The organism is Haloferula sp. A504 (assembly GCF_044385805.1).
Lineage (GTDB): Bacteria > Verrucomicrobiota > Verrucomicrobiia > Verrucomicrobiales > Akkermansiaceae > Haloferula.
In genome coordinates this window covers 1-21,636 of record NZ_JBISBU010000029.1, presented here as the reverse complement: position 1 = coordinate 21,636, position 21,636 = coordinate 1, and the positions used below count along the sequence as shown (strand labels likewise).

Genomic DNA, 21,636 nt, shown 5'->3' with positions numbered 1-21,636 from the left:
TGGGGGAGCGTGGCGGGGATGTCGGAGGATCCGTATCGGCCGCCGAAGAGCGATGATGACGCCCCGGTGCTCAGCAAGCACGCGCTGGTCGAGGTGGTGCGTGCCTGGGAGAAGCTGCGGATCGCCTACAACCTGATCCTGCTGCTGCCGGGCCTCGGCATCGCGGTGTTGTGGATGACCCGCCAGCAGCTGCCGGTGGTTTTTGTGATCGTGCAGGTGATCCTGGTGACGATCGCGGCGAACCTGGCCTTCCTGCTGGGACCGGCGGCGGAGGTGTATTTTCGCGCCATCTTCCGCAGGGGCGAGACGATCGGCTTCGGGCGGATGCTGATCTTCGGCGCCGGGCTCGTGGTGTCCGCCGGGGTGTTTCTCGTGGCGCTGTTGCTGGGGATGGCGTGAGCCGGACCTCCGCGTGCCAAAGCTGGAGCTTCGGCAACCTCTCGCAAAGCGGGAGTCTTGCGCCACTCAGTCCTTGCCCGGATCGTAGAAGATCCGGACGTCGGCCTTCTGGCCGCCGAGCAGTTGCTGGGCGCGCTTGAGGGCGTCGCGGGTCGAGAGGTTCGGATTGCTCGGGCGGTACATGAAGATGTTGCTCTCGCCGGCTTCCCGGTCGGTGCCTTCCTGGATGAGCTTCAGAGTGCCGGACTTCCGCAGGACCTTGTAGACATCCTTGGGGGCGCCGGAGATGAGCACGTGCCGGTCCTGTGAGCGCATGAACTTGATGAGTTCCTCGAGGGCGAGCACCGAGGTGGCGTCGAGGTGGCGCGCGTTCTTGAGCCGGAGGATGAGCACCTTGAGCGAGGGGTCGGCCGCAGTGCGCTGGACCTGGTTGCGGAAAAGCTCGGCCGCGCCGAAGAACAGGTCGCCCTCGACGTGGACGATGGAGATCGCCGGGTTCGGGCGCTTGCGCTTTTCGCCCATCTCACGGAGTTCACCCTTCTCGCTGAACTCGTATTCGACGAGGTGCGGCTTGCTCGCCCGGCGGAGGAAGAGGGTGATCGACAGCCCGACGCCGATGAAGATCGCGACATGCAGCGGCGCCAGCAGGGTCGCCAGGAAGGTGGCGGTGATCACCGCGGCGTCGTCGTGGGTCGAGCGCAGGCAGACGCGGATGTTGGTCGGATTGATCAGGCTGGAGGCAATCGCGATGACCAGGGCGGCGAGTGCGGACTTGGGGACGTAGTCGATGAGGGCAATGCCGATGCCCGGCAGCCAGGCGATGAGCAGGGCGCAGAGGAGCACGATCACGCCCGAGTAGAGCGAGGAAAACCGGGTGCGGGCACCGGCCTCGTAGTTGAGGACCGAGCGGGTGAGCGAACCGGAGGCGGCCATGCCGCCGGCGAAGGCGGATGCCACGTTGGCGGCGCCGACGGCGAACATGTCCTGGTTGACCTCGGCGCGGTCGCCCGAGCGTGAGGCGATGGACTTCGCCATGACGGTGTTTTCGAGGCAGGCGAGGAAGGCGATGGCGAAGGCGACACCGGTGAGGGCGCTGAGGTCGTTCCAGAACCGGCCCGAGGTGAAATCAGGCATTCGGGGGGCGAGATCGCCGAAAGTGAAGGTCTTGAACGTGGCGACCCCGGCAAAGGATCCACCCGAGTGGATCATGGATCCGAATACCGCGGAAACGGCGACGAGCAGGATGGTGAAGACGGGCCAGTGTGGCTTCCATTTCTGGAGCAGGTGGTAGGCGGCGAAGGTCACCACCCCGATCAGCAGGGGCTGCCATTGGATTTCACCGAGGTGGCGCCCCAGCGACATGACAAGGTTGATGAAATTCGCCGGGTGGTCCGCACTGACCTGATCCGAGATGCCGAAGACGTGCTTGAACTGGTTGGCCATGATCAGCACGGCAGCACCGGTCAGGTAGCCGACGAGCACGGAGCGCGAGACATACTGGAGGAGATCGGCGACCTTCAGGGCACCCCCGACGAGGCAGAACACGCCGACCATCAGGACCAGCAGGGGGATCAGCTCGACTTCGCGGGGGGCGAGGGCCTGCTCGGCGGCGAAGAAGCTGAAGAGCATGAAGGCGGTGGCATTGGTCGGGCCGAGGATGGTGTGTCGCGAGCCGGCGAAGACCGGGGCGACGATGGCGGCGACAGCCGAGCAGATGATGCCGAAGGAAATCGGAAGTTCGGCGATGGCCGCGTAGGCGATGCCCTGGGGGACCGCGAGCAGCGCGACATTCGGCGCGGCGCCGATGTCGGCGCGGAACTTGGCGCGGTCGTAGCGTCGGATGGGGCCGCTGATCGCGTTGAGACGCACCCCGCCCTCACCGAAGAAGCCGCGGATGCGGCGCCAGAACCGGCTCGGCTGTGAGGAGGGCATGGGCGGGATTCTAACGGAAGCGGGCGCGGCGGAAAAGCAGGATGCCGAGGGCGATGCAGGCGAGGTTCGGGATCCACAGGATCCACTGGCCGTCCTCCGACGGGCTTTCCAGGACGGAGCCGGCGAGGAAGTAGAGGGCGCCGATCCCCAGGCTGATGACCAGGCCCGAGGAGGTGTCGCGGCGGCGGGCCTTGATGCCCATCGGCACCCCGATCATGGCGAAGGCGAGGCAGGCGAAGGACGAGGTGTAGCGCCGCCACTGCTCCGCCACGAAACGGGCCCGGAACTTCTCGGGAAGATGCTGGTTTTCGTCGAGGAATCGGTCGATCTCGGCGTTGGTCATGGCGCTCGGCCGGGGCTTGCGCTGCACGTCGTCCGAGTAGTCCACGACCATCCACTCGAGTTCCTCGGAGAGCAGCGTGAAATCCTTGTTCGGTCCGGCCGGGCCGTCGGAATAGGCTCCCGTGAGCTTCAGCCGGATCTGCTTGTTCTCCTCGTCGACCACGGTCTCGGCGGTGTCCGCGTGGATGTAGGCTCCGCCGATCCCGCTGTCCTCGCTGTCGTCCATGACGAAGATGTGGAAGTTGTGGAAGACATCGCCGCGGCTGTATTCCGAGTCGACCTTGACGTTGCGGATGCGGGTCTGGTCGACGCCGGCGCGGAGGAGCGACCGTGGGTCCTGGATGATGGTGTTGGTGACGATGTCCTCGACCTTCCGTTTTGCCTCCGGAGCGACCTTGATGTTGAGCCACATGCAGAGGCAGGAAAGCAGGATGCCCAGGAGTAGTACCGGCACCGAGAGCCGCGTGAGGCCGATGCCGGCGGCGCGGAAGGCGTTGAGTTCGTTGTCGGAGGACAGCCGGCCGAAGACCAGCAGCACCGCCGAGAGGAAGGCCCAGGGGATCGTGTAGATCAGCGACACGGGGAGCACGCCGAGGATGAAGTCCCACAGGATCCAGACGGGGGCGCCCATGTCGACGAGCAGTGGCCGGATCTCCTTGAAAAGATTTCCCAGCACGAGCAGCGCGCAGAGAAGCATGATCGCGAACAGGGTGCCTGAAAGGACGCTCAATCCGATGTATCGATCCGAAATTCGCATGTTCGCAACGGGCGGAGCTTGGATCCGGTGGAGCGGGCTGTCGAGATGGGAGTCAGGCTGACTTGCGGCGGCTGAGCAGGACCACCACCGCGGCCAGCCCGAATCCGGCGAGGGCGGTCGCCGCCGCCGGGTGGAGCCCGATGGCGATGAGCGCGTAGCCGAGCGCGGCGGCGGCGGCGGCGGAGAGTGCGTAGGGCAGCTGCGAGAGGATGTGGTCGAGCGGTTGGCAGCCGGCGGCCATCGCGCTGACGACCGAGGTGTCGGAGAAGGGGCTGGCATGATCGCCGAAGACCGCGCCGCCGAAGACGGCACCGATCACGGCCGGGGCGAGCGTGGCGACGACCTCGGGCGAATGCCCTTCACCCAGGATTCCGAGGGCGAGCGGCATGATCAGTCCCATCGTTCCCCAGGAGGATCCGGTGCTGAAGGCGGTGATCGAGGCGGTGGCGAAGACGGCGAGCGGTAGCCAGCCGGGGCTCACGTTCGCGCCAAGAAGGTCCTTCACGGCGGTTGCCGCGCCGAGGGCCTCGAAGACGCTGCCCAGCGACCAGGCGAGGACGAGGATGACCAGGGCCGGGAGGAGACCGGCGGCTCCGCGGACGGCGGCCTCGGCGGGACGCGTGGGAGCATCCCCGGGGTGGCAGAGCCAGGCGGTGAAGAGCCCGAGCAGGGCGCCGCCGACGAGGGCGACCGGGCCGGCCTGGCCCGACGCCGCCTCTCGCCAGGCGTCGAGCGAGAAAAGACGAACGGAATTTCCCGACCAGACCTGGAACGAAAGCGCGATGCCGAGCGCGAGGGCGAGCAGGGGCACGATCACCCGCCAGATGGCGCTCGCGTGGTTCTCCTGATCAGGGACCTCGTCGCGGGTCGGGCGGTAGCGGCGCATCGCCTTCGGTTCCCAGCGGACGAAGATCGCCAGGGGGACGAGGATCAGGGTGAGGACACAGTAGGGGTTGGCGGGAATCGAGCGGAAGTAGAGCTCGTAGGCGTTCTGTTCCGGCAGGCTGTCCCGGATGAGGGTGAGCTGGGTGGCGATCCAGGTGGAGATGAAGGCGACGCAGGCGACCGGAGAACTGGTCGAGTCGACCACCCAGGCCAGCTTTTCACGCGAGATTCCGGTGCGGTCGACGGCTTTTCGCGCGATGCGGCCGACGAGCATGGAGTTGGCCAGGCCGTCGAAGAAGCACAGCAGCCCCATCGCGTAGGCGGAGCCGAGAACCTTGCGCTGCGGGGGCTTGGGACCGTTCAGCAGGCGTCGCAGCAGGGTCTCGAAGCCTCCCGAGGTTTCGAGCAGCCCGGCGAAGGCCCCGAGCAGGAGGGTGAAGACCAGCGCCCCGATGTGCCAGGCTCCCTCGAACTGCGGGAAGACGTGCACGCCGAGGGCGACCCGCAGGGTTTCCAACGGCATCCCTTCGGCAAGGATCAGGGATCCGGCGATCACCCCGGCGGCCAGTCCGGTGGCGGCCTGACGTTGCACGACGATCACGGCAACGGCCACCACCGCGGGCCAGAAAGGGGCGACGGCTCCGAGTGGGGGGATCCGCGCCACCGCAATCGCCGACCCGGTGACGGCAAGCCAGAGGATGAGGGAGCGCATGGGGCAAGGATGGAGACCGAGCGCCCGATGGGAATCCGGAAACGTGGGTGGTGCGAGCGGGGCTCCTTGTCTGTTAGCGAAATTGCTTGATATCCAGCGGGATGCGGGATTGGCTCCGCCCCAACTTTTCCGTCTCCCAACGGAATGGTTGTTGTTGTCGGCACGCGGCCTGCTTGCTGACTGACCCCGACTCGTCGCCCATGTCAGCCCAAGAAATCCCGACCTCCTCGAATTCCTCCATCGAATCCTACAGCCGTCGTCGCGCCCTCGGGGTGATCGGTATGGGAGGTCTTTCCCTCGCTCTCTCCACCACACCCGCCTCGGCCTTCTGGTTCGGCAGGAAAAAGGCCGCTCTTGATCTTTCGAGCCTGCCGTCGGACTGGGTTCACCGGCAGGGAAGGAATCTTGAGAACTACGCCGATTTCCTGGCGGGCTTGAGGCTCAAGAAGGTGACGCCGCTGCAGGTGATCGAGGCCCACGCCAAGCGTCGCGGCAGCGTGTGGAACACCCTTCCGCCCAAGTCGATGTGGCGCAACATGGCACCCACGCTCAAGACGCTCGACCGCGTCGCGATCGAACTGGACCAACCGGTGAAGGAGATTGTTTCCGCCTACCGCAGCCCGGCCTACAACGCCCGCTGCGCCGGCGCCCGGCGGGGTTCCTGGCACAAGGCCAACGTCGCTCTCGACGTGAAATTCCATTCGCGCCCCTCCTCGGTGGCGTCGGTCGCCCGGAACCTTCGTTCGAACGGGCATTTCCGCGGCGGCATCGGACGGTATTACTCGTTCACGCACATCGACACCCGGGGCCAGAACGTCGACTGGTGAGCGGATCGGCAGCGGGGTTTGTCGCTTGCGGGAATTTTCCGGTCCGGATTTTCGGCTGGCTGACCGGGGCTTCCTGTTGTTGAGATCCAGCCCTCCGGGAGCACCGCAGGGCGGGTTGCCGGTTGATCTGAGATGAACATCATCATCGTCGGTGCCGGAGAGATCGGCCGCCACCTTGCCACCTCGCTGTCGAGGGAGTCGCACAGCATTTCGGTCATCGAGAGCGATCCCGATCTGGCCAGCGATCTCGAACAGAGCATCGACGCCAAGATCGTCGGGTCCGACGGCACCAGCGTCGAGGCCCTGGTCGAGGCGAACGTCGGCGAGTGCGGGCTGTTCCTCGCCCTCACGAGTTCCAACACGGCGAACCTCGTCAGTTCATCCATCGCCAAGAAGATGGGCGTCGAGCAGGTCGTCTGCCGGGTCCATCCCAGCCTCCAGCGCGAAGAGTGGCTGTTCGACTTCAAGGGCACCTTCGGGGTCGATCACCTGTTTTCCTCGGAAAGGCTCGCCGCGATCGAACTGGCAAAGTTCATCCGCAATCCGGAGTCGCTCACCGTCGAGGAAATCGCCCGCGGGCGGATCGAACTGCAGCAGGTGCGGGTCGACCCGAAGTCCGATGCGGTCGGCCGGACCCTCGCCGACCTCAAGGCGCCGGAGCGAACCCGGATCGCGATGCTGACCCGGGGTTCGGACCACCTGGTGCCGACGGCGGAGTCGCGGATCGAGGCGGGGGATGTCGTCACGATCTTCGGCGAACCGCGCAAGCTCAAGTCGCTGGCCGAGCGGCTGCAGAAGAAGAAGGACGACCGCGAGTCGCTGCGGGTGGTGATCTTCGGCGGCGGCGAGTACGGATTCTCGCTGGCCCAGATGCTGGAGAGCTATCACTGCAAGGTCCGGATTTTCGAGCAGGATGAGGCGATCTGCCGTGGTCTGGTGGACCGGCTGTCCAACACCACGGTCATTCATGCCGACGCGACGGTGGTCGCCGAGCTTCAGGAGGAGCAGATCGACGGAGTCGATTTTTTCGTGGCGACCAGCAGCAGCGACGAGGACAACGTGATGACCTGCCTGCAGGCGCACACGCTGGGTGCGAAGACCTGCCTGACGCTGATTCACCGTGCGGACTATGCGGAGGCGATCAGCTCGTCGGGCCGGCACTTCGGGATTCAGGCGGCGGTCAGTCCGCGTGATGCCACCCGGCGCGAGATCGAGCGTTTCATCACCTCGGACCGCTTTCACCTCGTCAAGCAGATGCCCGGTGCCGAGATCCTCGAGATGCGGGTGCGCAAGGGGTCGCTGGCGGCGGGGCACATGGTCAAGGAGGTCGACTGGCCGCAGGGCTGCGTGCTCGTCGGACTGCTTCACGCCATCCATGCGGATGTCCCCGGTCCCGACGACGTCCTGCAGGCCGGGGATCACATCTACGCGGTCGTCTCACCGAAGGCGCGCAAGGCCTTCGTGAAACTGCTCGCCTGACGCGGCCTTGTTCCGATGAATTTCCGGATCCTCTCCAAAGTCCTCGGCTTGCTGTTGCTGCTGCTCGGTCTGGCAATGGCCGTGTGCGGGCTGTTCGCGCGCCTCGATGGCGTGCAGGCGGAAGGCCAGGCGGTCTCGGCCCTGCTGGTCTCGGCGGGAGTCACGGCGGTCGCGGCCGCGATCCTGATCGTCGCGGGGATCGGCAGGATCGAGCGCATTCCCCGTCGTGAAGGGGTGGCGATCGTCGGGCTCGGGTGGATTCTCTCGACGATCTTCGGTGCCTTGCCGTTCATCCTGTGCCCGCCGCATCTCAGCTGGCCGCAGGCGATCTTTGAATCGTCATCGGGTTTCACGACGACGGGATCCACGGTGATCGGCGACCTTGCGGCATGGCCCCGCGGCCTGCTGTTGTGGCGCGGCGTGACCCAGTGGCTGGGTGGCATCGGGATCCTGGTGTTGTTTGTGGCGGTGCTCTCGTATCTCGGCGTGGGATCGAAGTCGCTGTTCCGGAACGAGTCGTCCTTCCAGGCGGGGGAAGCATCGACCGCCCGGATCCGCGATACCGCGATGACCCTGCTGCGCATCTATCTCGGCATTTCGCTGACCTGCATGCTCGGGCTTCGCGCCTTCGGCTTGAGCTGGTACGACGCGGTCTCCCACGCGATGACCACGGTCTCGACCGGGGGATTCAGTCCGCACAATGCCAGCCTCGGATACTATTCGGGCTGGGGAAACGGCTGGGCGATCGAACTTTGGATCAGCCTTTTCATGGTCGTCTGCAGTCTCAACTTCCTGATTTATGCGGTCATCATCCGTCGCCGCTGGAGCCGCCTCAAGGATGAGGACGATGCCCGGTGGTTCATCGGGATCTGCACCCTGATCGCGGTCGGGATCGCGGCGGGCCTGGCGCTCGACGAGCGGTATTCCGTCGGCTTTGCCGGAGCCCTCCGGGAGAGCTGGTTCGTGGTGGTTTCGATTGCCTCCACGACCGGGTTTGGAACGGCCGACTACGAACTCTGGCCGGCGTGGTGCCAGGCGCTGCTGGCAATCCTGATGGTGGTGGGAGGCTGCTCGGGATCGACCGCGGGGGGGATGAAGGTCAGCCGCTTGATCGTTTTCCTGAAATCCTCCGCGCACGAGGTCATCCGGGCCTTTCGTCCGAACCAGGTCTTTCGCATGGTGGTCAACGGCAACCCGATCGACGGTGACGTGAGGGCCAGGACCACGTCGTTCGTGGCGCTGTATCTTCTGATCATCGCCGTCGGCTCGGTGGTGGTCGGGATCTTCGAGGCCGGGCACGGGATCAAGCTGGAGACCTGCCTGGCAGCCGTGCTCGCGACGCTCTCGAACATCGGCCCCGGTTTTGGAGATCTCGGGCCGACCGACAATTTCTCCGGTCTGCGGGAACCGACCCTGGTGGTTCTCTCCGGCCTGATGATCCTCGGCAGGCTGGAGCTGTTCGCCATTCTCGTGCTGTTCGTGCCGGCGGCGTGGAGGCGCTACTGAAGGAGCGCCGATTATGAAATCGGCAAGCGCAAGCGTGGAGGCTCGGTCGCCGATGCAGGTTTCAGCAGCGGTTGCGGGCGTGGGGCTGGGGACAGGAGGAGCCTTGCCGGGATGACTTCCCGAGCGCATTTCTTCTGACTCTCACGGGCTTGCCGATTTCATCATCGGCGCTCCATCCCAGGGGCTACTCTTTCGGGTACAAGTCCCGGTTGGAAGCCTGGAACTCCGGCTTCAAGCGCAGGGTGATCTTCGAGAGGTCGACGACCTTCCACGGGCCGAAGGTCCATTCGCCGCTCTTTCCGTCGTGGCCGATCCCGACGAGCAGGTGCACCGCGTCGTCGTTGATCTTGAGGTTCTCTTTCTTGGGCTCGAAATAGAAGGTGCGGAAGCTGCTGTCCCACGAGTCTTCCTCGACGAGTTTGGGGTCGAGATAGAAGACGTCGCCACTCGCCTCGTCGACCACGCGCAGATCGGGGTAGCCGCTGCGTTGTTCCTTGCCCTCGCGGGTCGTCGGGATCGAGCAGCTCAGGCCCTCGGTGGCGTCGAGATCACGCTGCAGGGCGTCCTCGAAGTGGCGCGAGACCTCGTTGATCCTGCGATGCTCACGGGCGGGGGAACCCTCGCGGCTGAGGACCTCGGTCGCCCGCGTGAGCGAGGCGTTGATCGCGTCGAGAACCCGGCGATGGGAAGGCTGGGCGGGTCCGAGCGGCAGGACCAGTTTGTCGGATGCGGCGTTCATGACGGTGGCGAATTGAAAGCGCCGCTCGTCGAGGTTCTCGCCGATCAGTTGACGGACGAGGGCGACATCGCGCTGGTTGGCGTCGCGGACGGCCTGTTCCTGCGAGGCCTGTTCCATTTCCGCGATCCGCCGTGAGTCCGGCCGGCTGGCCCCGCGGTAGAATCCCCATGCGATCATGGCCAGAAGGATGCCGACGATGATGATGGCGGCGTTGCGGGCGGAGGACTCCTTGCGGGAAGTCATGGCTCGATGGAAACGGCTTGATCGATGAGGGCTTCGGCCATTTCGGCATCGATGGCGCTGCGGGCGTGGATCCGGACGACCGGTTCGCCCTGGTGAACCTGCTGGCCGATCTTGGCGAGTCGACTGAATCCGACTGCCGGATCCACTCCATCGGTGGCCCGGGCGCGTCCGGCGCCGAGTTGAAGCGCTGCCTGACCGATCAGTCCGGCATCCATCCTTGAGACGGTGCCGGTGTCCTCGGCGGGAATCTCCCGGATGAACGGTGCGGCGTGAATCTCGCCAAGTCTTGGTAGATCATCGGGCTTGGCTCCCTGCGCCGCGACCATTTCATCGAAACGCTCTCGAGCGCTTCCGTCGTCGAGCAGTGCTTCGAGGGCAGGCCGATCGATTTCGACCAGCACTTCGGCGAGATCGAGCACCAGTTTGCGGAGGTCCTCCGGCCCGCCACCTTCGAGGCATTCGAGGGACTCGACCACCTCCAGGGCGTTGCCGACCGTCTGCCCGAGCGGCTCGGACATCGGATTGAGCAGCGCGTGCACCTCGACATCCATCTCCTTGCCGACCGCGATCATGGCGTCGGCGAGCGCCCGTGCCTGCTTCTCCGTCTTCATGAAGGCGCCGGATCCGAATTTCACATCGAGCACCAGGCGGTCGAGCGACTCGGCCAGTTTCTTCGACATGATCGAGGCGGTGATCAGGGGGATCGAGGGGACCGTGCCGGTGACGTCGCGCAGGGCGTAGAGCTTCTTGTCCGCCGGGCAGAAGTCGTCGGTCTGGCCCATCATCACGACTCCGATCCTGGCAAGTTGGGCGGCGGCCTGGTCGAGATCGAGGTGGACCTGGAAGCCGGGGATGGCTTCCAGCTTGTCGAGGGTGCCTCCGGTGATGCCCAGCCCCCGGCCGGAAACCATCGGCACGCGGCAGCCGGCCGCGGCGACGAGCGGGGCGAGGACCAGCGAAACCTTGTCGCCGATGCCCCCGGTGGAGTGCTTGTCGACGACCGGAGCGCCCTTCGGGTGTTTGAAGACGTCGCCGCTCTCGAGCATCGAGCGGGTCAGCGCCGCGGTTTCGACCGGATTCATGCCCTTGAAGAAGACCGCCATGGCGAAGGCCGACATCTGGTAGTCGGGCACCTCACCGGCGACGTAGCCGTCGATGAGTCCGCGGATTTCCTCGGGCTTCAGGTGCTCACCGTCGCGCTTGCGGCTGATGAGGGTGGGGATGTGGGGTTGCATCAGACCGGGGCGGTGTTTTGGCGGAGCCATTGGGCGAAGTCGTCTTCAGTCAGCTCACCCGAAGCGAGCGACAGGTAGAAGGGATACTTCTCATCCTCGCTGGCGGTGGGATACAGCCCATTGCGCACGAGAAACGTCTCGCAGGCCATCGCGCTGGTGCGCTTGTTACCGTCGATGAACGGATGGTTTTTGGCGATGCCGAATGCGTAGGCGGCGGCGAGCGCGCAAAGATCCGGCTTCGGATCGCCATAGTGCCACTTGTCCAAGGGTCTGCCGAGGGATGACTTGAGCATCCCTTCATCGCGGATGCCGGCGGAGCCGCCGTGTTCAGCAAGTTGTCGAGAGTGGAGCATGAGGATGAACTCATGCTTCAGCCAGATGGGTTCCGGGCCACTCATTGCGCCAGTTTCCGGAGGAGGTTGCGATTCTCTCGCATCAACTTCTCAGCGATCTCCATTTGGCGCTCCACTTCTTCGTCATGAGCCGACAGCTCGACTCCATTCGGCGTCTCGGTGACAAAGAGCGTGTCACCCTTGCTGACGCGAAGCTTCTCCAGCAGTTCCTTGGGCAGAATGACGCCGGCGGAATTCCCAACGGAAGTGATCTTGAGGGTGTGGTTCATGGAGGGACGTTATTACAGATGTTCTACCATGTCCAGTGGACCCTTCCGGGTGTTTGCTCAGGCCAATGGCCGGAAGTGTTCGGCCAGGAGCGCGGCGACCAGGCCGAAATCACCGTTGTGGACGGCAGGCCCCACCGCATTCAGCGTCAGCAGCGGGACCCGCTCGCGGGTGTGGTCGGTCCCGTGATGGTAGGGATCGTTGCCGTGGTCCGCCGTGATGATCAGCAGGTCGGGGGCCTCGAAGCGGCCGAGAAAGCCCCCCAGCCAGCGGTCGAACTCGATCAGGGCACCCGCGTAGCCCCGGGGGTCGCGGCGGTGGCCGTAGAGCATGTCGAAGTCGACGAGGTTGGCGAAGATCAGGTGAGGCGTGGCGCGATTCTCCCGCCACAGCTCGTCGATGGTTGCCATGCCGTCGGCATTCGATTTCGTCGGGTGGGACTCGGTGATCCCCGAACCCGCGAAGATGTCCGAGATCTTGCCGACACCGATGGTGTCGACCCCGGCAGCTTCGAGGCGGTTGAGCACGGTTGGCGGCGGGACGAGAGACTCGTCGTGGCGGTTCGAGGTGCGCTGGAAATCCGCTGCCGAGCCGCCGATGAAGGGTCGGGCAATCACGCGACCGATGCGGATGCCCTGCCGGTCGAGAAGCTCCCGGGCGTCGCGGCAGAGCGTCAGCAGGCGCTTGAGGCCGAAGATTGATGGGTCTTCATGCGCGGCGATTTGCATCACCGAGTCGGCGCTGGTGTAGAGGATCGGCTTGCCGGAGCAGAGGTGTTCCTCGCCAAGGCGCGAGATGATCTCGGTGCCGGACGCCGCTTCATTGCCGAGGAAGGAGGTGCCGGCGATTTCTTCGAGTTTCGTGACGAGATCGTCGGGGAACCGCTCGAAGGTCTCCAGTGCGGCATCAAGCGGAGCACCCATCAGCTCCCAATGTCCCGTGGTGGTGTCCTTGCCGGGAGATCTTTCCGTCAGGTGCGCCGAGGCGGAACCCGGCAAAAGGGGTGGGGAGGGGAGAGGGAAGTCCTCTCGCAGATCCCGAAGGATTTCGTGCAGTCCGAGGCCCGAGAGGGCGGGCAGCGCAAAACCGGGAACCCGCTCGAAGAGATGCCCAAGAGTATCGGCACCGGCATCACCGAAGTCGGCCGCGTCGGGAGCATGCCCGCAGCCGACGGAATCGAGAACCATGCAGAGGGCGCGGGGCATGCCGACATTCTTCACAGACGAGAGGCAAAATCGAGGGCGGATCGGTCCTGAAGTCATAAATGAAAGAATGCACAAAGGATTTGAATAAAGTATCTGCTATGGCATCGAATGATCAGAAACGGGCAGGCGGCGGTTCACGCCCGCTTGCAACCCCGGAAAAAGAATCAGACAATATTCACACCTATGGGACTCGATAAGATCACGACGAAACTTCAGGAAGCGCTGCAGGCGGCCCAGCGGCTGGCCTCGAAATCGGCGCATCCCGAGCTGAAGAGCATTCACGTGCTGCTCGCGCTCTTGCAGCAGGAAGGCGGCATCGCGGTGCCGATCCTGAACAAGGCGGGCGTCGACATCACCCAGCTCAAGGCCTCGGTTGCCGCGGCGCTGGCGAAGGAGCCCAGCCAGCAGGGTGCCAGCGCCCAGCCGCAGCTGAGCTACGGACTGCGGGCGGCGCTCGATGCGGCCGACGAGGTTCGCGAGTCGATGGGTGACGAGTATCTTTCGGTCGAGCATTTTCTCCTCGGCGCGCTCAAGGCGGACTCGCCGGCGGGCAGGCTGCTGGGCGAGGCGGGGCTTGATGAATCCAAGGCCAGGGAAGCTCTCGAGGGCATCCGCGGATCCCACAAGGTCACCGACGAGAATCCGGAGGGCAAATACCAGGCGCTCGAGAAGTATGGCACGGACCTGACGGCCCGTGCGCGCGAGGGGAAGATCGACCCGGTGATCGGTCGCGATCACGAGATCCGCCGCGTGCTGCAGGTGCTTTCGCGCCGGACGAAGAACAACCCGGTGCTGATCGGCGAGCCGGGGGTCGGCAAGACCGCCATCGTCGAGGGACTGGCCCGACGGATCGTTTCGGGCGACGTGCCCGATGCGATGAAGAACAAGCGCATCATTTCTCTGGACCTCGGCGGCATGCTCGCCGGCGCGAAGTATCGCGGCGAGTTCGAGGATCGCTTGAAGGCCTTCCTCAAGGAGGTGACCGGGTCGGAGGGCGAGATCATCCTCTTCATCGACGAGTTGCATACCATCGTCGGAGCCGGTGCGAGCGAGGGTGCGGTGGATGCGGCCAATCTGCTCAAGCCGCAGCTTGCCCGCGGCGAGCTCCACACCATCGGCGCGACGACGCTCGATGAGTATCGCAAGCACGTCGAGAAGGACGCCGCGCTGGAGCGTCGCTTCCAGCCGGTGATGGTCGGCGAGCCCTCGGTCGAGGACAGCATCGCGATCCTCCGCGGTCTCAAGGAACGCTACGAGGTGCACCATGGCGTGCGCATCCAGGATGGCGCGCTGGTGGCGGCGGCCACGCTTTCGGACCGCTACATCTCCGACCGGTTCCTTCCGGACAAGGCGGTGGACCTGATGGACGAGGCCGCGTCGCGGCTGAAGATCGAGCTCGATTCGATGCCGACGGAAATCGACGAGATCGAGCGCCAGGTCATGCAGCTCGAGATGGAGAAGAAGGCTCTCGAGAAGGAAAGCGACAAGGCCTCGGCGGTCCGGCTTGAGAAGGTCAATGAAGAGCAGGCGAACCTGCGCGAGCAGTCGGCCGGGCTGATGGCGCAATGGCGGAATGAGAAGGAAGTGATCGAGCGAGTTCGCGAGCAGCAGTCGGCCATCGACCACCTCAAGACCGAAGCCGAGCAGGCCAAGCGGATCGGCGACCTGACGCGTGCGTCGGAGATCACCTATGGCCAGATCCCCGAGGCCGAAAGGGCACTCGAGGATGCCGAGAAGGAACTGGTTTCGCTGCAGAAGTCCGGGGCCATTCTCAAGGAGGAGGTCACCGAGGAGGACATCGCGCGGGTGGTGTCGTCGTGGACCGGGATCCCGGTCAGCCGGCTCCAGGAGGGTGAGAAGGAGAAGCTGGTCCAGATGGAGGATCGGCTGGGAGAACGGGTGATCGGTCAGAAGTCGGCGGTGCAGGCCGTCTCGAATGCGGTCCGCCGGGCGCGTGCCGGCTTGCAGGACGAGAACCGTCCGATCGGCTCGTTCCTCTTCCTCGGCCCGACCGGCGTTGGCAAGACCGAGCTTTCCAAGGCGCTGGCGGAGTTCCTCTTCGACGACGAGTCGGCGATGATCCGCATCGACATGTCCGAATACATGGAGAAGCACAGCGTCGCCCGCCTGATCGGGGCACCCCCCGGATACATCGGCTACGACGAGGGCGGACAGCTCTCCGAGCACGTACGGCGCAAGCCGTATTCAGTGGTGCTCTTTGACGAGATCGAGAAGGCGCACCCCGACGTGTTCAACGTGCTCCTGCAGGTGCTCGACGACGGCCGCATCACGGACGGCCAGGGTCGGACGGTGGATTTCCGCAACACGGTGCTGATCATGACCTCGAACATCGGCTCGCAGTTCATCCTCGGTGAGGAAAACGCCGAGCAGCGTGAGGCGAAGGTGTTGGAGGCACTGCGCGGACACTTCCGACCGGAATTCCTCAATCGCGTGGACGACACGATCATCTTCGACCGCCTGCAGCGGGAGGAATTGACCACCATCGTCGAGCTCCAGCTTGAGCGGGTGCGGCAGCGCCTTGCCAAGCAGGGCCTGGCGCTGGCGCTGACACCCGAAGCCAAGGAGCTTCTCGGCAACCAGGGCTACGATCCTGTCTATGGCGCCCGGCCGCTCAAGCGGGCGATCCAGCGTCACCTGCTGGATGAGCTTTCGCTGGAGATCCTCGAAGGGAAGTTTGTCGATGGCGACGTGATCGAGGCCGCCGTGGACGACGGCAGGATCGTTTTCCGGAAGGGTTGAGGCGGTCATGTCACTGGTAGCTTGTGCCGGGCACGGCGGGATGGTTCCTTCCCGCCGTGCACCTGCGCTTTACGGACGACGAGTTGGCGACGCTGATCGAGATGCTCTCGCTCGCGGCGAACGTGGCGAGCTGGAACCGCCGGCCGGGCTCGGACGAGGGTGTCGCGGCCTTCGAGGCGCTGGAGGACAAGATCCTCGGCAAGGCCAAGGTTGCCGGATTCGGCGATGCGATCGGCTGGGACGAGGAACGGCAGCGCCACGTGGTGAACAAGGAGTTTGCTGAAAAGGCCTTCTTCTCCGAATGCTACGACGAGTTCCGAAACGAGAACTTCTGGGAAGAGCTGGTGGTCCGGTTGGCCGACCGGGACCTCCAGCGGTCCATCGGCAAGGAGGCCTGGGAGAAGCTCGGCGAGGACGAGCGTCGTCGTCGCACCTCCGAGATCGAGAAGAACTACTGGCAGGAGTTCACTGCCCGCGGGATCGAACGGGTTGCCGTGATCTTTCCGCCGGGGGAGGGGTGACGGGGAGGCGGATCGCCCTCGTCCGGCAATCGCCAGACAGCACTTTTCTCAGGGGCCGTCGGGCACGTGCCACAGCATGACCCTTTGCGGGGCGAGGGCGCCCCGCCTCCAAAGAAGAGGCGCGCCCCCGGGTGGGAGCGCGCCTTGAAATGAATGGGAAGGGAACTCCGGTTACAGCTCCGAGGCTCCTTCGGTTCCACCAGCGGCTTGCTTTCCGGTGAGTTCGACCGGTTTGTAGCCACCGCGCGATTTGAAGTAGAAGTGCATGCCGATGTAGAAGGCGAGCATCATCGCCGGGAAGATGGTGATCTTCGCGAGTGCGCCCTGCTTCGCGGCCTTGGCCGTCTGCTTGACTTCCTCGGCCTGCTCTTCAGCCAGTTCGGCGACCTTGGTGTCATCGACGGCGTGATACTCACCAAGCACATACTCCTTCGTGCTGGAGACCTTCTCGTAGACACCTGGAAGGCTCTCTTCGATCGAGACCTGGGCGGACTTCTCCTGCATCGCACCGATGATGGGACCGCCAAGGATGCCGACCGAAAGCATGCCGATGCCGGCGATGGCGTTCAGCGTCAGCGCCCCGCCCTTCGGGAACTGTTCGGCAACCACGCCAAGGGTGGTGGGCCAGAAGAAGGTCTTGCCGATGCCGTAGAGGGTGGCGGCGGCGAAGATGATGACCAGACCCTTCGAGACCGAGAGGGCGAAAAGGCCGGCGATGGCCAGCACGGCCGAGAGCATGAGCAGGCCCAGCGGATTGATCCGGTGGACGATGCTGCCGGCAAAGAAGCGGAGCACCATCATGATCGCCGAGGTGTAGATCAGCACCCAGAGCGGGTTCTGGCCGGCTTCCATCAGCGGCTCCTCCATGATGCCGGTGATGGCGCCATCGGTGCCGAGCTCGGTCGTGGCAAGCGGCAGCATGACCACGCACAGGAGGATCATCAGCGGGCGGCCCAGCGACTTGCAGTAGAGGCCGTAGCCGACCACGGAAACGACGATGAGTGCGATGGTGACGCCTCCGCCCCAGCCGAACACGAGGCCGAGTTGCTTGAAGATGAGGGCCGCCGCAATGAAGGCGCCAAGGATGCCGAATTCGGCGAGCATCTCCTTGTAGGTCACGCCGGAGGCGACACGCTCGTTCACCGGGAACTTGGCCTTGAAGAGCATGATCAGGTAGACCACGGCAGGTGCGGCGATGATGTAGATCAGGACCCGCCAGTCTTCGGCCGCCTGGCTGCCGAGAAGAATGGTGATGATGCCGCCCAGCACGAGGCCGCCCGGCCATCCCGCGTGGAGGATGTTGAGCCACTTGGTCTTCTCCTTGTTGAAAATCGTGGCCACCACCGGGTTGATGAAGGCTTCGACAGTGCCATTGCCCAGGGCGCAGATCACCGAGCCGATGTAGAGCAGGTTGTAGGCTTTGTGCTGGGCGGCCGTGAGGGCCTCTCCGGTGAGTTCCTCACCACCGGGGTTGACGACGCCGTAGGCGCGCAGGGCGAAGACCGCGTAGAGGGCATAACAGACGAAGCTGAAGATCATCGCCGCCCGGTAGCCGATCTTGTCGATGATCAGGCTGAACAGAATGATCGAGATGGCGAAGGGCCAGATGCCGGCGCCGAAGAGTTCCTGGCCCTGGACCTGGTTGAGGCCGAACTCCGCGGGCCAGAGATCCGGCATGTTGACCATGAAGGCCCGGCTGATGAAGGCGAACGAGGTGGTGACCAGGGCGATGAAGCAGCCCCAAAACACTAGTTTCTGGTTGGCGGTGGTACTCATGGGATTGGTGGTGGAATCTGGGTCGGGGGAGGGTCTAACGATCGCGTGGGCACCTTGCAAGCCCTCACGCGGGCTGGATTGCCTTCAAAAACGAGGGGGATCCGGCGTTTCTGTCGGAAGATACGGACTTTTCCGGGCCCGGGTGGAGGACAGGAAAAAGGCCCGGACCTCCTGGAGGACCGGGCCTTGGGAAATGGGGGGGCTCGTCGGGCCGAAGTCCTTACTTGGAGGCCGAAACGTAGCTGGCCTGGGCGGCGCCCTTCTTGAGCTTCTTCTGCTTGATCCAGCTCATGGTGCCACGCAGGCGCTCACCGACCTTCTCGATCTGGTGCTTGGCCTCCTCGCGGCGGATCTTGTTGAAGTTCTTGCAGCCGCCTTCGGCCTCGGCGATCCACTCGCGGGCGAACTTGCCGGACTTGATCTCCTTGAGTTGCTTGGCCATGCGCTTCTTGACCGAGGCGTCGATGATCTTCGGGCCGACGGACACGTCGCCCCACTCGGCGGTTTCGGAAACCGAGAAGCGCATGCCGGCGATGCCGGACTCGTTCATCAGGTCGACGATGAGCTTGAGTTCGTGAAGGCACTCGAAGTAGGCCATCTCGGGCTGGTAGCCGGCCTCGACGAGCACCTCGAAGCCCGCCTTGACCAGTGCGGAGGCACCGCCGCAGAGGACCACCTGCTCACCGAAGAGGTCGGTGACGGTTTCCTCTTCGAAGTTGGTTTCGAACACCCCGGCGCGGGTGCAGCCGATGCCGCGGGCCCAGGCGAGGGCGATCTTCTTGGCCTTGCCGTCGGCGTCGTTGTGGATGGCGATCAGGCCGGGCACGCCCTTGCCGTCGACAAACTGCGAGCGCACGGTGTGCCCGGGTCCCTTGGGGGCGACCATGACGACGTTGACGTCCTTGGGCGGGTCGATGGTCTTGAAGTGAACCGCGAAGCCGTGGGAGAAAAGCAGGGTCTTGCCCTTGGTCAGGTTGGGCGCGATGTCCTTGTTGTAAACCGAGGCGATCTTGGTGTCGGGCACGGCGACGAAGATGACGTCGGCGGCCTTCACCGCGTCGGCGGTGTCCATGACCTTGAAGCCGAGCTTCTTGGCGACCTCGCGGGACTTCGACTTGGCGTAGAGGCCGATGACGACGTTCATGCCGCTGTCCTTGAGGTTGAGGGCGTGGGCGTGGCCCTGGGAGCCGAAGCCGATCACGGCGAGGGTCTTGCGCTTGATGGTCGCCAGGGTGGCGTCCTTGTTGGTGTAGATTTTCGCGGCCATGGGATGCGAGGTGTCGTTGGTGGTTGTGAAATTGCCGCAGGTTCGTCCGCAGCGGGGCGGCAGGCTGGCGGGAAAGCGCCAAGTTTCAAGTTTCAATTCATCAACGGCCTTCGTCGGCGTCGATGTAGTCCATGAAGGTCAGGATGTCGTTTCGCTCATTGAATCCCGACTCCTCCTTACGCTGGGTCAGCCGTTCGGCGAGATCGTCGCGGAATCCGCGTGTTTTCATGAAGGCCGACCACCAGGCGAATTCGTGATCCGGGCGCTCGACCCCGTTCCGGCGGGCCCAGGCCAGTGCTTCTTCATCGCTGGCGCCGTCGCTGACCAGCTTTGCCAGGGCCTGATAGTCCACCCCGAGGAACTGGCAGATCCACAGATCCATGCCGCTGCCGAGATTCGCATGATAGTCCGTGGGGAGCTCGCCCCGGGCGTGGAGCCGGATCTTGTCGCACATCCGCGGGAAGTAGACGAGGCCATCGATTTCATCCTTGGGGCTGCGGGGAAAGTTGGAAGCCATGGCCCGTTTGTGCCGGCCGGGAACGCTTTGCTCAATCCGGAAATGGCGCTGTTGGGAAGAGGATCGAAGCGCCGGCCTTCTTGTGATCGCGCCACTTGGATCCGGGGCCGATGCGCCAAGGGCTTGATCCGGTGGGGGTCGCGGGTTAGGAGGCGCGACCGCATCATGAGTGACGTCGTTCTTCTATTCTCCGGACAGGGCGCCCAGAAGGTGGGCATGGGCAAGGAATTCTTCGATTCGTCGGCGGAAGCGCGGGCGATGTTCGGGGAAGCCGACGAAACGCTCGGCTTCGAGTTGAGCCGCGTGATGTTCGAGGGGCCGGAGGATGAGCTGACGCGCACCTCCCGTTGCCAGCCGGCGCTGTATCTGGACGGTCTCGTGGCCCTGACCTTGCTCCGGCAGCGGCTTCCCGGCTTGAAGCCGGTTGCGGCAGCGGGCTTGTCCCTCGGAGAGTTCACGGCGCATGCGGCAGCCGGTTCGTTCTCGTTTTCGGACGGCCTCCGGCTGGTCTCCAAGCGGGGTGCGTTCATGGAGGAGGCCTGCGAGGCGACCCGGGGGGCGATGGCGGCGATGATCAGCCGCGACGAGGAGGTGGTGAAGGAACTGGCGGCGGAATGTGATGTGGATGTCGCGAATTTGAATGCCCCCGGTCAGATCGTGCTTTCGGGTTCGGTCGCGGGCATCGACAAGGCCGCGGAAGGGGCGCGCGACAAGGGGATCCGCCGGGCGGTGAAGCTCAAGGTGGCCGGTGCCTACCACAGCCGCCTGATGCAATCGGCCCAGGAAAAGCTGGCCGCCGAGCTCGCGGGCGTGGAAATCTCGAAGCCCTCGATTCCGGTGGTTTGCAATTTCGGGGCCTCGGTGGTGGAGGAACCCGCCGAGATCCGCCAGATGCTCGAGCAGCAGGTCACCGGCTCGGTGCGCTGGTCGGAGTCGATCGAGTGGCTCGTCGGTCAGGGTCACCGCACCTTCGTGGAACTCGGGCCCGGCAAGGTGCTGGCCGGGTTGGTGTCGAAGATTGCGAAGGACGTGACGGTCCACAGCATCGATGACCTGGCATCGCTCGACGCCGCCGCCGAGGCGCTGGCTTGACCATGGCCCGGATCGAATATCCCGAGGCGGTCGGCACGCTGGTCGATGAATTGAAGGCGTTGCCGGGCGTGGGTCCGCGCAGTGCCGAGCGCATCGCGATCTGGCTGCTGCAGCATCCGAAATCGGATCCGGCGGGTCTCGCCGCGGCGTTGACCCGGGCCAAGGCCGAGGTCTCGTCTTGTCCGATGTGCGGCTTCTTCGCCACCTCGGAGCGTTGCTCGATTTGTGACCATCCGAACCGCGAAAGAACCCTGTGCGTGGTCGAGCAACCGACCGACGTGTTGCCGATGGAACGTTCGGGGGTCTTCAAGGGCCGCTATCACTGCCTGGGTGGCCGCCTTTCGCCGCTCGACAACGTGACGCCCGACGACCTGCGGATCGCGGGGCTGGTGCGCCGCGTGGAGGAGGAGGGCGTGGAGGAAGTGATTCTCGCGCTCGGCGCGGATGTCGAGGGCGAGGCGACGGCGAGCTATCTGGGTGACTTGCTGAAGGGGAAGTGCCGGGTCAGTCGGCTGGCGCAGGGCCTGCCGGCGGGTGGCGGGCTTGAGCATGCCGATGCGCTGACCCTGGCCCGGGCCTTCGAGGGTCGGCGGGAGCAGTGACGGGAGTGGCTCCTTGCAGGAGCCATGCCGGGGCGGGGCGGCATTCGTGCCGCGGGGTGCGGCATGCATTCAAGAATGAGCCTGCAGTTCCACTTGCGGCCAGCTGCAAGCCGCGATCGGGAGATCGCCATGCCCCGGTATGGCGCTTGGAAAGCGCCACTCGTGCGCGTGCACCTACATGAAACCAACCAGTGAGAGTCTGAGTCCTCCCGAGACGAGC

At 64.8% G+C, this 21,636-nt stretch carries 19 protein-coding genes; 8 read left to right on the top strand and 11 right to left on the bottom strand.

From position 1 onward, the window contains the following. Positions 1 to 18: 18 nt before the first annotated feature. The gene (locus ACG2LG_RS13880) at positions 19 to 399 is read left to right on the top strand and encodes a hypothetical protein (protein WP_396259916.1); all 381 of its coding nucleotides are present in this window, start codon (positions 19 to 21) and stop codon (positions 397 to 399) included. Positions 400 to 465: 66 nt separating this feature from the next. Here ACG2LG_RS13880 and ACG2LG_RS13875 read toward each other — a convergent pair whose 3' ends face one another. The 3 genes from ACG2LG_RS13875 to ACG2LG_RS13865 all read right to left on the bottom strand — a co-directional run bounded on the left by ACG2LG_RS13875 (position 466) and on the right by ACG2LG_RS13865 (position 5,027). Beyond that, a complete protein-coding gene (locus ACG2LG_RS13875) occupies positions 466 to 2,331 on the bottom strand; it encodes a SulP family inorganic anion transporter (RefSeq protein WP_396259915.1) in 1,866 nt (621 codons plus the stop codon). Positions 2,332 to 2,341: 10 nt separating this feature from the next. After that, on the bottom strand, positions 2,342 to 3,403 hold the full coding sequence (locus ACG2LG_RS13870) for an LptF/LptG family permease (RefSeq protein WP_396259913.1): 1,062 nt from the start codon (positions 3,401 to 3,403) through the stop codon (positions 2,342 to 2,344). 79 nt (positions 3,404 to 3,482) lie between these two features. Next, positions 3,483 to 5,027, bottom strand: a complete 1,545-nt coding sequence (locus ACG2LG_RS13865; RefSeq protein WP_396259912.1) for a Na+/H+ antiporter NhaC family protein — start codon at positions 5,025 to 5,027, stop codon at positions 3,483 to 3,485. 200 nt (positions 5,028 to 5,227) lie between these two features. Between ACG2LG_RS13865 and ACG2LG_RS13860 the strand changes: the two genes are divergently transcribed. The 3 genes from ACG2LG_RS13860 (at position 5,228) to ACG2LG_RS13850 (ending at position 8,839) form a co-directional block, all read left to right on the top strand. Further along, positions 5,228 to 5,854 (top strand): D-Ala-D-Ala carboxypeptidase family metallohydrolase, encoded by a 627-nt coding sequence (locus ACG2LG_RS13860; protein WP_396259910.1) that lies wholly within the window; start codon positions 5,228 to 5,230, stop codon positions 5,852 to 5,854. Between the two features lie 132 nt (positions 5,855 to 5,986). After that, the gene (gene trkA, locus ACG2LG_RS13855) at positions 5,987 to 7,333 is read left to right on the top strand and encodes a Trk system potassium transporter TrkA (protein WP_396259909.1); all 1,347 of its coding nucleotides are present in this window, start codon (positions 5,987 to 5,989) and stop codon (positions 7,331 to 7,333) included. A gap of 15 nt (positions 7,334 to 7,348) precedes the next feature. Further along, entirely contained in the window at positions 7,349 to 8,839 is a 1,491-nt protein-coding gene (locus tag ACG2LG_RS13850) for a TrkH family potassium uptake protein (RefSeq protein ID WP_396259907.1), read from the top strand. 184 nt (positions 8,840 to 9,023) lie between these two features. Here the strand turns inward: ACG2LG_RS13850 and ACG2LG_RS13845 are convergent, their stop codons facing one another. The 5 genes from ACG2LG_RS13845 to ACG2LG_RS13825 are packed head-to-tail and all read right to left on the bottom strand — an operon-like array spanning position 9,024 to position 12,881. Continuing rightward, a complete protein-coding gene (locus ACG2LG_RS13845; protein ID WP_396259905.1) occupies positions 9,024 to 9,821 on the bottom strand; it encodes a hypothetical protein in 798 nt (265 codons plus the stop codon). Further along, positions 9,818 to 11,056, bottom strand: a complete 1,239-nt coding sequence (locus ACG2LG_RS13840; RefSeq protein WP_396259903.1) for a thymidine phosphorylase — start codon at positions 11,054 to 11,056, stop codon at positions 9,818 to 9,820. Before ACG2LG_RS13840 ends, ACG2LG_RS13845 begins: the two co-directional genes overlap by 4 nt. After that, a complete protein-coding gene (locus ACG2LG_RS13835; RefSeq protein WP_396259900.1) occupies positions 11,056 to 11,454 on the bottom strand; it encodes a type II toxin-antitoxin system death-on-curing family toxin in 399 nt (132 codons plus the stop codon). Before ACG2LG_RS13835 ends, ACG2LG_RS13840 begins: the two co-directional genes overlap by 1 nt. Continuing rightward, entirely contained in the window at positions 11,451 to 11,678 is a 228-nt protein-coding gene (locus ACG2LG_RS13830; protein WP_396259898.1) for an AbrB/MazE/SpoVT family DNA-binding domain-containing protein, read from the bottom strand. Before ACG2LG_RS13830 ends, ACG2LG_RS13835 begins: the two co-directional genes overlap by 4 nt. 57 nt (positions 11,679 to 11,735) lie before the next feature. Next, a complete protein-coding gene (locus ACG2LG_RS13825; protein ID WP_396259897.1) occupies positions 11,736 to 12,881 on the bottom strand; it encodes a phosphopentomutase in 1,146 nt (381 codons plus the stop codon). 183 nt (positions 12,882 to 13,064) lie between these two features. On the opposite strand from ACG2LG_RS13825, the gene clpB reads away from it, so the two are divergent. After that, positions 13,065 to 15,641 (top strand): ATP-dependent chaperone ClpB, encoded by a 2,577-nt coding sequence (gene clpB, locus ACG2LG_RS13820; RefSeq protein ID WP_396259895.1) that lies wholly within the window; start codon positions 13,065 to 13,067, stop codon positions 15,639 to 15,641. A gap of 56 nt (positions 15,642 to 15,697) precedes the next feature. Further along, positions 15,698 to 16,162, top strand: coding sequence for a hypothetical protein (locus ACG2LG_RS13815; RefSeq protein WP_396259894.1), 465 nt, complete (start codon positions 15,698 to 15,700; stop codon positions 16,160 to 16,162). A gap of 171 nt (positions 16,163 to 16,333) precedes the next feature. Here ACG2LG_RS13815 and ACG2LG_RS13810 read toward each other — a convergent pair whose 3' ends face one another. The 3 genes from ACG2LG_RS13810 to ACG2LG_RS13800 form a co-directional block, all read right to left on the bottom strand. Further along, positions 16,334 to 17,938 carry an MFS transporter gene (locus ACG2LG_RS13810; protein ID WP_396259892.1) on the bottom strand — a complete coding sequence of 535 codons (1,605 nt, stop codon included), beginning with the start codon at positions 17,936 to 17,938 and terminating at the stop codon, positions 16,334 to 16,336. 220 nt (positions 17,939 to 18,158) lie between these two features. Beyond that, positions 18,159 to 19,205 carry a ketol-acid reductoisomerase gene (ilvC, locus tag ACG2LG_RS13805; protein WP_396259891.1) on the bottom strand — a complete coding sequence of 349 codons (1,047 nt, stop codon included), beginning with the start codon at positions 19,203 to 19,205 and terminating at the stop codon, positions 18,159 to 18,161. A gap of 100 nt (positions 19,206 to 19,305) precedes the next feature. Then, positions 19,306 to 19,722 carry a DUF5069 domain-containing protein gene (locus tag ACG2LG_RS13800; RefSeq protein ID WP_396259889.1) on the bottom strand — a complete coding sequence of 139 codons (417 nt, stop codon included), beginning with the start codon at positions 19,720 to 19,722 and terminating at the stop codon, positions 19,306 to 19,308. 165 nt (positions 19,723 to 19,887) lie between these two features. Between ACG2LG_RS13800 and fabD the strand changes: the two genes are divergently transcribed. Both fabD and recR read left to right on the top strand, forming a co-directional pair. Continuing rightward, positions 19,888 to 20,814 (top strand): ACP S-malonyltransferase, encoded by a 927-nt coding sequence (gene fabD / locus ACG2LG_RS13795; RefSeq protein ID WP_396259887.1) that lies wholly within the window; start codon positions 19,888 to 19,890, stop codon positions 20,812 to 20,814. Between the two features lie 2 nt (positions 20,815 to 20,816). After that, entirely contained in the window at positions 20,817 to 21,416 is a 600-nt protein-coding gene (gene recR, locus ACG2LG_RS13790; RefSeq protein ID WP_396259886.1) for a recombination mediator RecR, read from the top strand. Positions 21,417 to 21,636: the final 220 nt, after the last annotated feature.

Bases quoted from the DNA above. Each gene is read 5' to 3' on its own strand.
- ACG2LG_RS13880 (WP_396259916.1), top strand. From the start codon at position 19: ATGTCGGAGGATCCGTATCGGCCGCCGAAGAGCGATGATGACGCCCCG.
- ACG2LG_RS13875 (WP_396259915.1), bottom strand. From the start codon at position 2,331: ATGCCCTCCTCACAGCCGAGCCGGTTCTGGCGCCGCATCCGCGGCTTC.
- ACG2LG_RS13865 (WP_396259912.1), bottom strand. From the start codon at position 5,027: ATGCGCTCCCTCATCCTCTGGCTTGCCGTCACCGGGTCGGCGATTGCG.
- ACG2LG_RS13860 (WP_396259910.1), top strand. From the start codon at position 5,228: ATGTCAGCCCAAGAAATCCCGACCTCCTCGAATTCCTCCATCGAATCC.
- trkA (WP_396259909.1), top strand. From the start codon at position 5,987: ATGAACATCATCATCGTCGGTGCCGGAGAGATCGGCCGCCACCTTGCC.
- ACG2LG_RS13850 (WP_396259907.1), top strand. From the start codon at position 7,349: ATGAATTTCCGGATCCTCTCCAAAGTCCTCGGCTTGCTGTTGCTGCTG.
- ACG2LG_RS13845 (WP_396259905.1), bottom strand. From the start codon at position 9,821: ATGACTTCCCGCAAGGAGTCCTCCGCCCGCAACGCCGCCATCATCATC.
- ACG2LG_RS13840 (WP_396259903.1), bottom strand. From the start codon at position 11,056: ATGCAACCCCACATCCCCACCCTCATCAGCCGCAAGCGCGACGGTGAG.
- ACG2LG_RS13835 (WP_396259900.1), bottom strand. From the start codon at position 11,454: ATGAGTGGCCCGGAACCCATCTGGCTGAAGCATGAGTTCATCCTCATG.
- ACG2LG_RS13830 (WP_396259898.1), bottom strand. From the start codon at position 11,678: ATGAACCACACCCTCAAGATCACTTCCGTTGGGAATTCCGCCGGCGTC.
- ACG2LG_RS13825 (WP_396259897.1), bottom strand. From the start codon at position 12,881: ATGCCCCGCGCCCTCTGCATGGTTCTCGATTCCGTCGGCTGCGGGCAT.
- clpB (WP_396259895.1), top strand. From the start codon at position 13,065: ATGGGACTCGATAAGATCACGACGAAACTTCAGGAAGCGCTGCAGGCG.
- ACG2LG_RS13810 (WP_396259892.1), bottom strand. From the start codon at position 17,938: ATGAGTACCACCGCCAACCAGAAACTAGTGTTTTGGGGCTGCTTCATC.
- ilvC (WP_396259891.1), bottom strand. From the start codon at position 19,205: ATGGCCGCGAAAATCTACACCAACAAGGACGCCACCCTGGCGACCATC.
- ACG2LG_RS13800 (WP_396259889.1), bottom strand. From the start codon at position 19,722: ATGGCTTCCAACTTTCCCCGCAGCCCCAAGGATGAAATCGATGGCCTC.
- fabD (WP_396259887.1), top strand. From the start codon at position 19,888: ATGAGTGACGTCGTTCTTCTATTCTCCGGACAGGGCGCCCAGAAGGTG.
- recR (WP_396259886.1), top strand. From the start codon at position 20,817: ATGGCCCGGATCGAATATCCCGAGGCGGTCGGCACGCTGGTCGATGAA.